Source organism: Paraburkholderia sp. TE9906, from assembly GCF_056279605.1.
This window is the reverse complement of record NZ_JBWCCT010000005.1, coordinates 570,031-584,889: the sequence shown is the minus strand read 5'-3', so window position 1 is coordinate 584,889 and position 14,859 is coordinate 570,031. Positions and strand designations below refer to the sequence as shown.

The following is a 14,859-nucleotide window of genomic DNA, read 5'->3' as shown; positions in this document are numbered from 1 at the left end:
GAATGACACAACAAAACGCAACAACCACGCCTATAGCACTGGCGAGCACCAACAGGGCGACACTCACCCTCCCATGGTTCGTGCAGCGCACCGAATACAATCCGGCGCAGGCGACATTCAAGCCACTGGTGAATGGAGAGGAAGCATTTGGTGCGGTCTACGACGCAATCCTGAATGCGCAACGCTCGGTCGATATCATCTGCTGGGGCTTCCAGCCGTCGATGTACTTCAAGCGTGGTGCCAACGACACCGTGCCGATCGGGCAGCTCCTGGCGCGCAAAGGCGCGGACGGAGTTCGAGTGCGGCTACTGTGCTGGATGGACGACCTGCACGTCGCGGAGTGGAGCGAGAACAATATGCCGGGCAACAACGTCGCGACGATGCTCAAACCGCATATGCCCGACTGGCTCCTCTCGATGCCGGGCATGTCGATGGTTTCACGTGATTATCAGAAGAAGTTTCAGTTGGAGTTCGACCTCGAATGGTATCGGCGCGCCAACCTGAACAACGTAACGAAGAGACGTCTGATGCGTCAGCCGTTCGCGGTTGAGCAGGACGCATTTGAAGGCATCGAATTTGCCACGCGCGACTTCAGCCTGAGTAACCGCACGGAAATCGCATTTCGAACGGCGTTGCACGGCAATGATTCGCAGCGCAGCAAGTACACCAGGACCCAGAACAGCCTCTCCATGGGAGCCGCCGAGCCGACGCATCACCAGAAGATGGTGCTGGTCGACTATGAACTGCCGGATCAGGCGGTCGGTTTCGTGATGGGGCACAACACGCTCGATACGTATTGGGATCGTGACGATCACAGCCATGTGCGCATGCATCCCAGGATGGGCCGTAACGGCGAGCATCCTCGGGAAGACATGTCGAGCCGGGTAAGCGGTCCGATCCTTGAATACCTGAATCGTAACTTCTGTCAGGCATGGGACGAGGCGACTGGCCAGACGCTTGCCCGGTCACGTGCGGGCATCGCGGGCCAGTTGAAGCTGCGCCGAGACTTCGATACGCCGGTGATGGCGCAGATTCTTCGCACGCAGTCGCAACACGGCAAACGGGACATCGAGGCGATGTACCTGCAGGCGGTGAATAACGCGACGAGTTTTATCTATATCGAGAACCAGTATTTCAGATATGTGCCGCTGGCGGAAAAGATCAAGAACGCGGCCGCCGCGCAGATTAGCGGAGGGCGTGATCCGGGCAAACACGGCTCGCTCTATCTGTTCGTGATTACGAATTCGAACGATGAGGGCATCGGCGCAGGGACGGTCAATACATATCGCATGCTGGGCGCACTGGGTCGAGCTGACACGCTACCCGGCGTTGCCAGGGAGGAGCGGGCCGACGCGCTTGGCAGTGAACTGTCCGAAGCGATGAAACAGATAACTTCGGCGAATACCCAGATGCGCAATGCCAGCGGCGCGCAGGAGCGGGCCGCGGCACAGCAGGCACAAGACGCGGCAGAGGCGAGAGTGACCGCATTGCAACGGCGGATACGCGAGAACACAGACGACGGTAAGCCGATCCTGCCGGCCGAAATTCCCGGGCTGAAAGTTCACGTATGCACGCTGGTGGCTCCGGATTCACCGCCAGGGAAATGGGACTACGTGTATATCCACGCGAAGCTGATGATCGTGGACGACGTTTTCATGACGCTCGGTTCGGCAAACGTCAACATACGCAGCATGGAGGCGGACAGCGAACTGAATATCTGCCATGAGCATGGGGATGTGACGCGGGCGTTGCGCAGGCGGTTGTGGGGGCTGCATACGAAGGGAAGAAAGAACGGTGCGTCGGACGCGCCTGCGGATGCGTTCAAGGCGTGGTCAGACATCATCGATCAGAACGCAAGAAATCAGAAGAACGGGCTATCGCCTATCGCATCGGTTGTTGGTTTTATGCGCACATCCAAGGACAGAAGCTATGCGGACTAGGTCATGAAGAAAATCGCCCTGACTATCAGTCTAGTATTCGTCATATGCGCCTGCAACAAGGAGAATTCGTTGGCTTCGCTACCGGACCTGAGCGCTGTTCGCGCCAATCTTGCCTTTACCTGTGTCTATGAAGCGGACCATCTGCCAGCACTTGATCCTGACGCCGGCCTGTTGTTCCTGTACGGTCGCTACCTGCAGAAACAGGATGGTCCAAAGGACTTCAACGAAGTCGCGCGCTATTACCGCATTGCTGCGGCTCACGGCCATTACAAGGCGAATGGCAATCTGCAGAAGCTGGTTTCGCAGGGATTCGCCAGATCGCCCAGTCCCGCCAAGGAAACGGTAGATCTGGCCGAACAACTGATCAAGGCTGGTATCCCCGGCGGCTACTACGACATGGGGCACTACCTGGAACTGGGCTATGGCGTGAAGCAGGACAGCGAACTAGCACTTCGCTATTTTCGCAAGGCGGCCGACCTAGGCAATCCGGATGCGCAGTATTACGTCGGTGACCTCCTTGCGCCAAAGGACAAGGCTCCGGCCATTTCCCGACAGATGACCCAGTGTGCAACTGATCAGGGGCACGGCAAGGCAGCAAGCTATCTCGGCATCGACGTGAAAACAGACAGGCTCTACCCCGAAGCCGTCAAGGCGTTCCAGAAGGGCGTAGAGGCGGGAGATGCGCAGTCTGCTTCGTTTCTTGAGAATGGCTTCAACACGCTGCCATCCGACGACCTGTACTACATGGCCTTACCCGTTGATCTCGAACGTTCGCGCCGCTACAAGCTGATCGGCAAATTCCTGGATGAGAACGATGGCCGCAACCCGAAGATACCGGACATCGACAGGATCGTGCCGCTGCCGCCCGCCAAACTGCCGCCGTGGGACGGCACGTTCCAGTGGCAGAAGGAACAGGACACGGCAGTGCCGCCGGCAAAGCCATCCGAAGAGCTGGTCGCAAGGCTGGCTCGGGAAAAACACCTTGACCCGGCTACGGGCTTGCCGCTCGAACCGAAGGGAAAGTCGGCACAAGCCGATCGAGTACCGCTCGGCACGATTGCCCGCACAGGAGAGCGTTGCCCGGAGAACGGCACCTGGTGCGTGCCGCACGTCGCACGGGGGAATCTCGACGCCACCCTGCGCTTCACCAAGGGAGAAATCGTGCCGCCACTCGTCTATGACGATCCACGCCTGATACCGGGACTCGACCGGCTGCTTGGTATGCGGCAGCACTTCGTGGAAGTCAACTGGCGACTCGTCTCATACGACGCTCAGGCAGAAGGTGTCAAACCTGGTAGGTACACCCATCCATCAATGGACGGTGAAAGGTAAGGCCATGTTTCCGCTGGAACTATCTCTACGCTCGAACTTGCTATTCATTTTTCAGAGAATCGGAAGAGCGGCATCGCATCGGTTATTCGTTTTATGCGCAACTCAAAGGTCGGAAGCATACGGGCTGAGTCATGAAGAGAATCGTCCTGACCATCAGTCTCGCATTCGTCATATGCGCCTGCAACAAGGAGAATTCGTTGGCTTCGCTACCGGACCTGAGCGCTGTTCGCGCCAATCTTGCATTTACCTGTGTCTATGAAGCGGACCATCTGCCAGCACTTGATCCTGACGCCGGCCTGTTGTTCCTGTACGGTCGCTACCTGCAGAAACAGGATGGTCCAAAGGACTTCAACGAAGTCGCTCGCTATTACCGCATTGCTGCGGCTCACGGTCATTACAAGGCGAATGGCAATCTGCAGAAGCTTGTTTCGCAGGGGTTTGCCACATCGCCTAATCCCGCCAGGGAAACGGTAGGTCTGGCCGAACAACTGGTTAAGGCGGGCATCCCCGGGGGCTACTACGACATGGGGCACTACCTGGAACTGGGCTATGGCGTGAAGCAGGACAGCGAACTGGCACTTCGCTATTTCCGCAAGGCGGCCGATCTCGGCAATCCCGATGCACAGTATTATGTTGGTGACCTCCTTGCGCCAAGGGACAGGGCCCCGGCCATTTCCCGGCAGATGACCCAATGTGCAACTGATCAGGGACACGGCAGGGCAGCAAGCTATCTCGGCATTGATGTGAAAACCGATAAGCTTTACCCCGAAGCCGTCAAGGCGTTTCAAAAGGGTGTCCAGGCGGGCGATGCGCAGTCCGCTTCGTTTCTGGAAGACGGGTTCAATACGCAGCCGTCGGATGTACTTAACTACATGGCGTTACCTATTGACCTTGAACGTTCGCGTCGCTACAAGCTGATCGGCCAATTCCTCAACGAAAACGACGGCCGCAACCCGAAGGTGACGGACATCGACAGGATCGTGCCGCTGCCGCCCGCCAAACTGCCGCCGTGGGACGGCACGTTCCAGTGGCAGAAGGAACAGGACACGGCAGTGCCGCCGGCAAAGCCATCCGAAGAACTGGTCGCAAGGCTGGCTCGGGAAAAACACCTTGACCCGGCCACGGGCTTGCCGCTTGAACCGGAGGGAAAATCGGCACAGTCGGAACATGCATTGCCTCGCAGGGTTGCCTAATCGCACCTCTTTCGACATCCATCACTTTCAAACCCTTTCACATTTCCATCCAGTCGGATTATTTTTTCAGATATTTATTGTCTGACGAATGCTTTTTTTTCTCCGATACTCAGCATTCCATCCCGCGCTTCCATGTGACTGACGTACCACCGTCAGGGCACATCACCCATGATCAATAAACGAATCCATGCGGCATTTCTGGCCGCCGTGACAACGCTGCTCGCACTCATTACGCCAGCATCTCAGGCGCAATACACCACCGACTGGCTCGCCAACACCGGCGGAACCCTTGCCACCCACGTAGGCAACGCGGCTCGCTCGATGTGGGTCGCGCCCGAAGGCGTCATCTATACGGCATCGCTGTGGGACGAAAACGAAGGTGGCGTCGCGATCTATCAGAACGGCAAGGCCATCGGTTCCATCGGAATCAACAGCGAGTTTCAGGGCGGTGCCATTACCGGCAATGCCACCTCGATCTTCACGCCCTTGCAATTCGGCACTTCAGCCGGTACAGGATCGGTAGGGCGATACAACCGCGTGACCGGCCAGCGCGACCTCGTCATCTCCGTCAGCGTGTGGAACGCCGTCGCTCGGGGCGACGTGATCACCGGACTCGCGACCTCGGGTTCGCTCCTTTATGCAAGCGACATATTCAGCAATCGCGTCCGGGTCTTCACGACCGACGGCGTCTGGCAGCGGGACATCAGCGTGTCGAGCCCCGGCGCACTCGCCGTCGATGGCGCGGGCAATCTCTGGGTGGCCCGCAAGAGCGCGGGCACGGTGGTCGAATTCGGTCCGACCGGCACCTTGTTGAACACCATTCAGATGGGCACGGCCTCGCGGCCGTCCGCACTCTATTTCGACGCATGGTCCGGGCAACTGATGGTCGGCGATGAAGGCCCCGACATGAACATCAAGCTGTACAACATCGCGGGGAAGCCAACGCAGGTCGGCACGTTCGGCGTGCAGGGCGGCTACCTCGACACCACCACCGGCATCAAAGGCCAGGTCGGCGACAAGCGTTTCACGCGCGTGGCCGGCATCGGCCGGGACGCCGCCGGCAATCTGTACGTGCTCAATAATCCATGGGGCGGCGGCTGGGACCTGGGCCGCAATGGCGCCACCGACCTGCATGCCTACGACAGCGCCGGCAATTTGCAGTGGAAGCTTCAGTCCCTCAACTTCGAGGGAGTCGGCGCGCCGGACCCGCTCACCGACGGCGCCTACTTCTATGGCGGCAGCCACATCTACACCGGCACCGCGGGCGGCACCTTCGTCGCCAACACCATCGACCCGTTCACCTATCCGTCCGATCCGCGCCTCAACATGAACGACACCCAGCGCGACGAGCATTTCGGTCAGCTCGTCACGGTCGGCGGAAACCGGATTCTCGTGGCGTCAGGCCAGAACCCCGGCATCCTCTACTTCTTCCACTTCAACGCGGCGAACGGCTACATCGCCATACCGGATGCAGCGATCCCGGGGCCCGCGTTCAATACGAATCTGCAGGTCACGGGCGGATTTTGCATCGACAGCCGGGGAGACGTGTGGGCGGGTCTCGACCGCACGAACCACATCTACCATTACCCGCTGACCGGCTTCGACGCCAGTGGCAAGCCAACCTGGGGACCCGCCGTCACGATCTCCACGCCGCAGAGCATCCGGCCGCTGACACGCATCATCTATCTGCCGGAAAGCGACACCATGATCCTTGCGCAAGGCATAGCCGGCAGCTGGGACTGGACGGCCATCCAGACGAGAATCGAGGTGTATCACGGCTGGAGCGCGGGCAACACGACGAAACCGGACCCGGTGATCAACATCCCGAGCGCCAATCCCAAGTCGATGACGGCGGCCGGCAACTATCTCTTCCTCGGCTACGTGCATACCGTGCCGAACATCGACGTTTTCAATCTCACGACGGGCAGCCTCGCCACCACGCTGATCAATACGAGCCCGGGTACGGTGGATGTCGGTAACGACGTGGATTCGATGTACGGCCTACGGGCGTACCTCAGATCGACCGGCGAGTATGTGATCACGAAAGACAACTACAACGGCTCCAGCATAGTGGTTTATCGCTGGACGCCTTGAGCGCGTTTTCAGATGTCGAGCCGCAGCGATTCGGTCTTCAAATACAGGCAGGCGCCCTATTTCACACGGCGCCTGTCTCGCACATCACCAGTAGACTCTCACTTCGCCGCCGTCAGCGAACTCAACGCCGCCGACTTCAACTGCCCACCCTGAACTACCGCCGCCAGCGGATTTCCGATCACGAATCCACCCTGAGCATCGACCTTGGTCACGCTCTGCGGATTGTTCTGCGGCGGCAGCGCCTTCACGGCCTTGTCGAACTGGTTGCGGATCGCGCTCGCGTCGGTGACGGTGCCGGCCATTTTCATCGCGAGCGCCGGTTTTTTAAGCGGCTCGCCCTTTTTGTCGATGATTCGATGCAACATGCACGAATGCTTCGGGAGGCAAGCTGTGGCTTGTATCCGGTGTGGATCGAGGGTTCGCGAAACTTGTAGCATGCCGCTCGAATGTGAAAGCGAGGGAAGCCCGCTTGACATCGATTTCTCCGCACCATTATTCTGCAATGCAGAAATGCCGGCGTCCGCCCACCCCGCGCCCCTGTTCCCATGAAGGTCAGTCATGAATCCAGCACTCGACATTCCCAGCGTTCGTCACATGGTGTCGCCCGAAGAATGGCAAGTCCGCGTCGATCTGGCGGCCGCGTATCGGTTGGTCGCGCTGTTCGGTTGGGACGATCTGGTGTTCACGCATATTTCGGCACGCGTGCCGGGGCATGAGCATGAGTTTCTGATCAACCCGTATGGCCTTTTCTTCGATGAGATCACCGCGTCGAGCCTGGTCAAAGTGGATCACGAGGGGCACCCGGTCATGCCGACGAGCTTCGATGTGAATCCCGCCGGCTTCGTCATTCATAGCGCCGTGCACGAGGCGCGGCCCAACGTGAATTGCGTGCTGCACACGCATACCGCGTATGGCGTTGCCGTCGCCGCGCAGCAGGACGGTCTGCTGCCGCTGTCGCAGCAATCGGGCTTCGTGCTGACTAACCTCGCGTATCACGACTACGAAGGCGTCGCGTTGCGGGATGCCGAAAAGGCGAGGCTCGTCGCCGACCTCGGCAGCGCCAATTACATGATGTTGCGCAATCACGGCTTGCTGACCTGCGGTCGTTCGGTCGCCGAAGCATTTCAGGCGATGTATCTGTTCGAAACGTCGTGCCGGATACAGATCCTCGCGCAGGCAGGCGGCAAGCTGATCGAGGTGCCGCAGTCGATCATCGCGACGATGGGCGAGCAGGCGCGCGAAGTGAGTAAAGGCAAGGGCGCCGATCTGGTGTGGCCTGGCTTGCTGCGTCGTCTGACGCGGCGTAATCCGGGTTTCGACCAGTAGCCGCCGACGCGTAGGCGCGTGCGGGCGCACATGACGCAAAGCGCCGCTCTCGCGGCGCGTCGGTCAGGTGCGTTCGGTCTCGAGAGAGCGCCTCGGCCGCCAGGCCTTTGCCAGAACGTGTGGCGGATGCCGACATTTACACGGGCCGTCGTGCCCGTCGGCAGGTTCAGCGCGTTGTTGACCGACAGCCCCGTGTGCATGCCGCCGTGATGGGGCACGAAGCCGACCTGCCCATAGGCCACGGTCGCCTTCGACGGCGAATACGTCAGCCCCGTCGACGCCAGCACCGGGTTGTTCGACGATTCATTCGCGTCGCGCGTGACCCATGCGCCGGCGTCGACATTCGACGCCGGCGTGATCCGATAGCTCGCGCCGCCTGAACGAACTAATCCGGAATACATCGAACGAGGATGGCCCGCTATCATTTCCTCTCCCATCTGACAACTGCGCACTGACGCTGCGATGCGACATTCGCCAGATGCAATCGCGCCGTTTGCCTGTAAGCTTTAACCGGCGAGCCCATACCGAACGAAGATCGCGTGCGACTCGCCGTCGTGAACGAAAACTCGCAGACAGCCTTCAATGCTATTGCCAACTTTCCGGAGGAATATCCGTTATGAAGAGCATTGCCATTAAACGAATCGCGCTTGGGGTTTCGGTCGTCGCCATGATGGCAGGCGGCATTCCGCTCGCCTCGGCACAGAACACCGGCGCCGCGTCGGTTGCGCCGGCCGATGCGGCCACGCCGCCGGCAAAGCCGACCAAAGCCGAGCGCAAGGCGGCACACAAGGAGGCCCGCGCGAAGAAGAACGCCGAGTTGAAGAAACTCGAAGACGCGGGCTATCAACCGGCCGCGAACGATCCGAACTATCCGGCCAAGCTGCAGCAGGCCGAGAAGAAGGCCGCCGGCGCGAGCCAGTAAGCGGTCAAGGCAGACGCCCGGCGCGACACAGCCCGTTCAGCGCGCGCCGAGCGTCTCGACCAGCATGTCGACGAAGGCTTTCACCCGCGCCGTCATTTGCAACTGCTGCGGATACACCGCGTAGATATCGGCGCCCGGCGTGCGGTAGTCGGGCAGCACATGAACGAGCCGGCCATCGGCGAGATACTCCGCGATATCCCACTCCGCCCGCATCAGAATCCCCAGTCCATCCAGCGCCCACTTCACCGCGATTTCGCCGTCGTTGGTGGTGAGATTGCCGCGCACGCGCACCGTCTCCGTTCTTTCGTTCGCGCCGCGTCCGCTCGTCAGACGCCATAGGCCGTAGCCGTCGTCGCCCTGGCGAATGCCGATGCAGTTGTGCTGCGCCAGCTCCACCGGACTGCGCGGCGCACGCCGCCCGGCAAGATAGGCCGGCGACGCGCACAGCAAGCGCCGGTTCGGCGCGACGCGGCGCGCGATCACGCGCGCATCCGGCGGCTCGCCGAAACGCACGCATACGTCGAAGGCATCCTCGCTGATCGGCGGCGGATCGACGGAGAGTTGCAACTGCACGTCCACCTCGGGAAAGCGCCGCACGAACTTCGAGATCAGCGGGGCGACGTGACTGCGCCCGAAGCCGAGCGTCGCGTTCACGCGCAGCAGGCCTTTGGGCGCCGCCTGCGAGCCGCCGAGCAGTTGCGCGAGATCGTCCATTTCGCCGAGGATGCGGCGCGCGCGCGTCAGGTACAGATCGCCCTCGGGCGTGAGGCTCATGCGTCGCGTCGTGCGGTTGACGAGCGACACACCCGCGCGCGCTTCCATTTGCGCGAGGTGCTTGCTGACGGCCGCCGTGCTCAGGCCCAGTTCGCGCGCCGCCGCCGTGAGACTGCCGCTGGCGGCGAGGGTAGAGAAGAACGCGAGGTCGTCCGGTTGTATCGACGCACTCATCGAAGCGGGTCCATTGTTAACCTAGGGTTAAGAATGCTTTGAGTTTAGCAGCGTTTTCGCGGGCGCTCGCCGTTCTACGATGCAGCCATGCATTCAACACAATGGAGACATCCAGTGAAGACCTACCGCATTGCAACCATTCCCGGCGACGGCATCGGCAAGGAGGTCGTGCCCGCCGGCCAGCGTGTGCTCGAAGCGATCGCCGCGCGCAGCGACGCTTTCAGATTCGAGTTCGAGGATTTCGGCTGGGGCGGCGACTACTACCGCGAGCATGGCGTGATGATGCCGGCCGACGGACTCGACGCGCTTCGCAACAAGGACGCGATCCTGTTCGGCTCCGCGGGTGACCCGCACATTCCCGATCACGTGACGCTATGGGGCCTGCGCCTGAAGATCTGCCAGGGCTTCGATCAGTATGCGAACGTGCGGCCTACGCGCATTCTGCCCGGCATCGACGCGCCGTTGAAACGCTGCACGCCGAAGGACCTCGACTGGGTCATCGTGCGCGAGAACTCGGAGGGCGAGTATGCGGGCGTCGGCGGCCGCGCGCATCAGGGCCATCCGATCGAAGTCGCGACCGACGTCTCGATGATGACCCGCGCGGGCGTCGAACGGATTCTGCGATTCGCGTTTCGCCTCGCGCAATCGCGTCCCCGCAAGCTGCTCACGGTGATCACCAAGAGCAATGCGCAACGCCACGCAATGGTCATGTGGGACGAGATCGCACTGCAGATCTCGAAGGAGTTTCCGGACGTGCGCTGGGACAAGGAGCTGGTCGACGCCGCCACCGCGCGCATGGTGAACCGGCCCGCCACACTCGACACGATCGTGGCCACCAACCTGCACGCGGACATTCTCAGCGATCTCGCGGCGGCACTCGCGGGCAGCCTCGGCATCGCGCCGACGGCGAACCTCGATCCCGAGCGCCGCTATCCGTCGATGTTCGAGCCGATTCACGGCTCCGCATTCGACATCATGGGCAAGGGGCTCGCGAATCCGGTCGGCACGTTCTGGTCGGCGGTGATGATGCTCGATCATCTCGGCGAGCACGCCGCGGCCCGTCAGTTGATGGCGGCGATCGAACGCGTGACGGCGGACTCGTCGCTGCATACCGGCGACCTCGGCGGCACAGCCACCACCGTGCAGGTGACCGATGCGGTGTGCGCGCTGCTCGCATCGCAGGCATCGGCGGAAGCCAAGGCGGCCTGACGCGCCGCGCAGCTCACACAAAAAACATAACGCCCGGGCGGACCCGCCACGGGCGATCTCACTGCACCCATGCAGAGATTGAGTGGAGACAGGCATGAACAACCAATTGCAAGCCCGAGTGGTTCGCAAGCTGACCTGGCGCATTTTGCCTTTCGTGATGCTGCTGTATTTCGTCAGCTTTCTCGATCGCGTGAACGTAGGCTTCGCGGCGATGACGATGAACCAGGACCTCGGTCTCACGCCGACCATGTTCGGCCTCGGCGGCGGCATTTTCTTTCTCGGGTACTTTCTGTTCGAAGTACCGTCGAACCTGATTCTGCACAAGGTCGGCGCGCGCATCTGGATCGCCCGCGTGATGGTGACGTGGGGACTTGTCTCCGCGGCCTCGGCGTTCGTGACCGGCCCGAACTCGTTCTATACGCTGCGCTTTCTGCTCGGCGTCGCCGAAGCCGGTTTCTTTCCCGGCATCATTCTCTATCTGAGCCTGTGGTTTCCGGCGCGTCAGCGCGCGGTCGCCGCTGCCGCGTTCATGGCGGCGGCGCCGTTGTCGACGGCGATCGGCTCGCCGATTTCCGGCGCGATCATGCAGATGCCCGCGCTGTTCGGTCTGAAGGACTGGCAGTGGCTGTTCATTCTCGAAGCGATTCCGGCGGTGCTGCTCGGCTTTGTCGTGCTGAAAGCGCTCACCGATTCGCCCGACAAGGCAAAGTGGCTCGCCGATGATGAAAAAGCGTGGCTCATCGCCACCTTGCGCGACGAGCGCAGAGGGCGCGAGTCGCAGGCAGGGCATGCGGAAGGGGCGCTCGCCGCACTGCGCGATCTGCGCGTATGGATTCTCGCGATGATCTACTTCGGCACGTCGGCGGGGCTCTACACGTTGGGCCTGTGGGCGCCGCTGATCATCCGGCAGTTCGGCTTCAGCGCATTCGGCACCGGCGCGTTGAATGCGATTCCGAGCGTGCTGGCGGTGATTGGCATGGTGTGGTGGGCGCGCCGTTCGGACCGCCGTGGCGAGCGCACCTGGCACGTGGTGATTCCGTGCGTGGCGGCGGCGTTCGGGCTCGCGTGGGCCGGTGTCGCGGACACGGCGGTCGCTGTCGTGATGGCGCTGGTGGTGGTGAACGTGGGCATCAGCGCCGCGAAGGCGCCGCTGTGGGCGATGCCGAGCACGTTCCTGTCCGGCGCGGGCGCGGCGGCTGGGATTGCGATGATCAACTCGATCGGTAACCTCGGTGGTTTCGTGGGGCCGTTTGCGATTGGCTGGTTGAAGAGCGTGACGGGTGGGTATGCGGCTGGGCTTTATGTGGTGGCGGCGAGTCTTGCAGTGTCCGCTGTGTTGACGCTGGCGATTGGGCGGCGGGGCTATCGGGCGGCTCATGCGCCGCAGTGAGCGGGTGGGGGCGTAGGCGGTGGGCTTTAACCCTTGCGTTTTACGCTGCAGTTGCGTCGCGGTGATGCGGCGCAACTGTGGTGAGGCACGGAAATTATGATGGATTGCTAACCATGATGGCTAAATGTAAAAGCCGTATTCGTTTGAATAGCTGATATCGTCAAACCATCCGAAGTCGAAATAATCACTTCCGCTGTCGTAGCTATCGTCCAGCGTGAAGTCATACTGGTTTCCGCCGGACGAGACGAGCATGTTGTTGCTGCTGTAGTCTGACCAGCCCAGTTCGTACCCGGTCGGGCCATACGCGACTGCATCGTAGCCGCCGCCAGTTCCGTAGGTGAATTGCGTGAAGCCGGTCAACTTGCCGCTGCTGTCGAACGAGTCGTATTCGATTTCCTGCCCGTTGCCGTTGAAGATGATGGCGTTCTGGGAATTGTCGGCGTTGAACAGGTGCGCGGTCATGCTGCCGTTGCTGCCGTACTGGTCGTACTCCGTTTCGCGGCCTGTCGTGCCATCGAAGAAGTAGTCGTCCGTTTTCTGGCCGCTCGCGCTGAACTTTGCGAACTCGGTTTCGTGACCATTTGCGTTGTAGACCGTTGCCGTCTGTGAGTTGTCGGCATTTAGCAAGTGGATAATCGTCTGGTTGCCTTTGTACTCGTTTAGTTGAGTCTCCCGGCCGGTCGCGTCGAAAAAGGCGTCGGTGGTCAGCGCGCCGTTCGCTGCGAAGGTCGCATATTCGGAGATGTGTCCAGAGGGATCGAACATCGCGGCATTCTGCGTGCCGTCTGCATTGAAGATATGGGCAACTCCGCTGCCGTCCGCGTTGTAATCATCCTGCTCTGTCGCGCGGCCAGTCGTGGCGTCATAGAAGATGTCCTGAGTCTTCGCGCCATTTTTGCCGAACGTCGCGTACTCCGTTTCGTGACCGGCTGCGTCATAGACGATTGCGTTTTGCGTACTGTCGCCATTGAACAGGTGGGCGATGGAACTGCCGTCTGCACTCCAGTCCGTTTCCTGCGTTTCGCGGCCTGTCGTCGGGTCATAGACGACATCCTGAGTGATCTTGCCGTTGCTGCCGAAAACCGCCTGTTCGGTCTGGTGGCCAGCCGCGTTGTAGAAAATCTTGTTCTGCGTGCCGTTGGCGTTGAACAGGGAGGCAACTGCGCTGCCGTCCGCGTTGTAATCGTCCTGCTCGGTCGCGTGGCCAGTCGTGGCGTCGTAGAAGATATCCTGAGTCATCTTGCCGTTGCTGCCGAACGTCGCGTACTCCGTTTCGTGACCGGCTGCGTCATAGACGATTGCGTTTTGCGTACCGTTACCATTGAACAGATGAGCGATGGAACTGCCGTCGGCGTTGTAATCGTCCTGCTCGGTCGCGTGGCCAGTCGTGCCGTCATAGAAGATGTCCCGCGTCATCTTGCCGTTGCTGCCGAACGTCGCGTACTCCGTTTCGTGGCCGGCTGCGTCATACACAGTGTTGCTCAATGGCGTACCGTCTGAACTGATGGACATTCTGTCGACCAGCACAGTGCCGTTATATTCCTCGGCTGTAATGTTGCCGTATCCGTCCTTGACGCTGGCGACGGTCTGGGTGCCGGTAATCGACACCTGCGTGGTGCTGTTTGCAATCGTGAGGGTGGTTCCGTCGTCCAGTATTTTCAGCGGACCAGGCATTGCGCCGAAATATTTGGTGATTTGATATCGCAGGTACTGCTGTTTCTGCGCCTGCGCAAGTGCGTCGGCCGTTGCGTTCGGATCGTCGCCTGCCAGTTGGAGCGTTGGGTATGCCTCCTGTGCGATGCTTTGCGCATCCAGATTCGCGTAGCTCTGCACGCCGTCGGTACTATCCAGCAGGAAGCCCTTGACGGAGTTGAAGAACATGCCAGCTTCACCTTCAATCACGTTGTCGGTCGTGATCCTGGAAAACCAGTTACCGATCTGGGTTTTGAGTGCAGGATCGCTCGAAGCGAAGTAGGCGTGTGCCATATCTTGCCCGAGTTCAAGAATGGAACTGGCCGTCGGGACGAATTGTCCATTCTGATCCTTCAACAGATCGTTCCAGAGTTGCTGGCTGGTGGCCGGATCGAGAACGTTGAATGGTGTGTTCAACGTCCAGACGTCAGCGGGAAGCCCTTCCTTCGCGAAAACCTGCTTATGGATGGCCCAAGCAGACTGCCAGCTGATATCCGTATTTGCATAGCCTTGGTTGTGGGCCTGATCACTCAAGAAGGCAAGGTAGGCGTTAGCAAGGTCGGTCTTGATCGTCGTAATTTGCGTGTCTGTCAGATTCACGCCGCCTAACTGAGCGGAAGTATTAAGGAACCCAAGCGCTGCAGCTCCACTGACCGTGTTACCGAGATCGACCCCAAGGGCGAGGCCCGCGTATTGATATCCGTTCTGCTGAAGATATTTATATGCTCCGGCAACATCTCCGTTGGCAACCATATTAATAAGTAACGTAATTTGTGAGCTGCTGACGTTATTTGGCATAGTGATTTATTGGTG

Annotated in this window: 10 protein-coding genes and 1 pseudogene; 8 read left to right on the top strand and 3 right to left on the bottom strand. The window is 60.4% G+C overall.

What is annotated here, in order from left to right; translation table 11 throughout:
* Positions 1-2 precede the first annotated feature (2 nt).
* The 4 genes and pseudogenes from ACZ9H4_RS16645 (at position 3) to ACZ9H4_RS16630 (ending at position 6,559) form a co-directional block, all read left to right on the top strand.
* Complete coding sequence (locus ACZ9H4_RS16645; protein ID WP_476119749.1) at positions 3-1,940, top strand: phospholipase D-like domain-containing protein; 1,938 nt, start codon at positions 3-5, stop codon at positions 1,938-1,940.
* Positions 1,941-1,943: 3 nt separating this feature from the next.
* Entirely contained in the window at positions 1,944-3,272 is a 1,329-nt protein-coding gene (locus tag ACZ9H4_RS16640; protein ID WP_476119747.1) for an SEL1-like repeat protein, read from the top strand.
* Positions 3,273-3,403: 131 nt separating this feature from the next.
* Positions 3,404-4,438 (top strand): annotated as a pseudogene (locus ACZ9H4_RS16635) (SEL1-like repeat protein); the annotation flags it as partial.
* A 195-nt stretch (positions 4,439-4,633) separates the two neighbouring features.
* Positions 4,634-6,559 (top strand): SMP-30/gluconolactonase/LRE family protein, encoded by a 1,926-nt coding sequence (locus tag ACZ9H4_RS16630; RefSeq protein WP_476119745.1) that lies wholly within the window; start codon positions 4,634-4,636, stop codon positions 6,557-6,559.
* 98 nt (positions 6,560-6,657) lie between these two features.
* On the opposite strand, the gene ACZ9H4_RS16625 is transcribed toward ACZ9H4_RS16630, so the two are convergent.
* Positions 6,658-6,924, bottom strand: a complete 267-nt coding sequence (locus ACZ9H4_RS16625; RefSeq protein ID WP_476119743.1) for a hypothetical protein — start codon at positions 6,922-6,924, stop codon at positions 6,658-6,660.
* A gap of 193 nt (positions 6,925-7,117) precedes the next feature.
* Here ACZ9H4_RS16625 and ACZ9H4_RS16620 point away from each other — a divergent pair, with 193 nt between their 5' ends.
* Both ACZ9H4_RS16620 and ACZ9H4_RS16615 read left to right on the top strand, forming a co-directional pair.
* On the top strand, positions 7,118-7,885 hold the full coding sequence (locus tag ACZ9H4_RS16620) for a class II aldolase/adducin family protein (protein ID WP_476119741.1): 768 nt from the start codon (positions 7,118-7,120) through the stop codon (positions 7,883-7,885).
* A 616-nt stretch (positions 7,886-8,501) separates the two neighbouring features.
* Positions 8,502-8,807, top strand: a complete 306-nt coding sequence (locus ACZ9H4_RS16615) for a hypothetical protein (protein ID WP_408149551.1) — start codon at positions 8,502-8,504, stop codon at positions 8,805-8,807.
* 36 nt (positions 8,808-8,843) lie between these two features.
* Here ACZ9H4_RS16615 and ACZ9H4_RS16610 read toward each other — a convergent pair whose 3' ends face one another.
* Complete coding sequence (locus ACZ9H4_RS16610; RefSeq protein ID WP_408328806.1) at positions 8,844-9,755, bottom strand: LysR family transcriptional regulator; 912 nt, start codon at positions 9,753-9,755, stop codon at positions 8,844-8,846.
* Positions 9,756-9,869: 114 nt separating this feature from the next.
* Between ACZ9H4_RS16610 and ACZ9H4_RS16605 the strand changes: the two genes are divergently transcribed.
* Positions 9,870-10,964: a tartrate dehydrogenase gene (locus tag ACZ9H4_RS16605; RefSeq protein ID WP_476119738.1), complete on the top strand. Its 1,095-nt coding sequence runs from the start codon at positions 9,870-9,872 to the stop codon at positions 10,962-10,964.
* Between the two features lie 94 nt (positions 10,965-11,058).
* The gene (locus ACZ9H4_RS16600) at positions 11,059-12,354 is read left to right on the top strand and encodes an MFS transporter (protein WP_476119736.1); all 1,296 of its coding nucleotides are present in this window, start codon (positions 11,059-11,061) and stop codon (positions 12,352-12,354) included.
* A gap of 120 nt (positions 12,355-12,474) precedes the next feature.
* On the opposite strand, the gene ACZ9H4_RS16595 is transcribed toward ACZ9H4_RS16600, so the two are convergent.
* A complete protein-coding gene (locus ACZ9H4_RS16595) occupies positions 12,475-14,844 on the bottom strand; it encodes a hypothetical protein (RefSeq protein ID WP_476119734.1) in 2,370 nt (789 codons plus the stop codon).
* Between the last annotated feature and the right edge of the window lie 15 nt (positions 14,845-14,859).

Bases quoted from the DNA above. Each gene is read 5' to 3' on its own strand.
- ACZ9H4_RS16645 (WP_476119749.1), top strand. From the start codon at position 3: ATGACACAACAAAACGCAACAACCACGCCTATAGCACTGGCGAGCACC.
- ACZ9H4_RS16640 (WP_476119747.1), top strand. From the start codon at position 1,944: ATGAAGAAAATCGCCCTGACTATCAGTCTAGTATTCGTCATATGCGCC.
- ACZ9H4_RS16630 (WP_476119745.1), top strand. From the start codon at position 4,634: ATGATCAATAAACGAATCCATGCGGCATTTCTGGCCGCCGTGACAACG.
- ACZ9H4_RS16625 (WP_476119743.1), bottom strand. From the start codon at position 6,924: ATGTTGCATCGAATCATCGACAAAAAGGGCGAGCCGCTTAAAAAACCG.
- ACZ9H4_RS16620 (WP_476119741.1), top strand. From the start codon at position 7,118: ATGAATCCAGCACTCGACATTCCCAGCGTTCGTCACATGGTGTCGCCC.
- ACZ9H4_RS16615 (WP_408149551.1), top strand. From the start codon at position 8,502: ATGAAGAGCATTGCCATTAAACGAATCGCGCTTGGGGTTTCGGTCGTC.
- ACZ9H4_RS16610 (WP_408328806.1), bottom strand. From the start codon at position 9,755: ATGAGTGCGTCGATACAACCGGACGACCTCGCGTTCTTCTCTACCCTC.
- ACZ9H4_RS16600 (WP_476119736.1), top strand. From the start codon at position 11,059: ATGAACAACCAATTGCAAGCCCGAGTGGTTCGCAAGCTGACCTGGCGC.
- ACZ9H4_RS16595 (WP_476119734.1), bottom strand. From the start codon at position 14,844: ATGCCAAATAACGTCAGCAGCTCACAAATTACGTTACTTATTAATATG.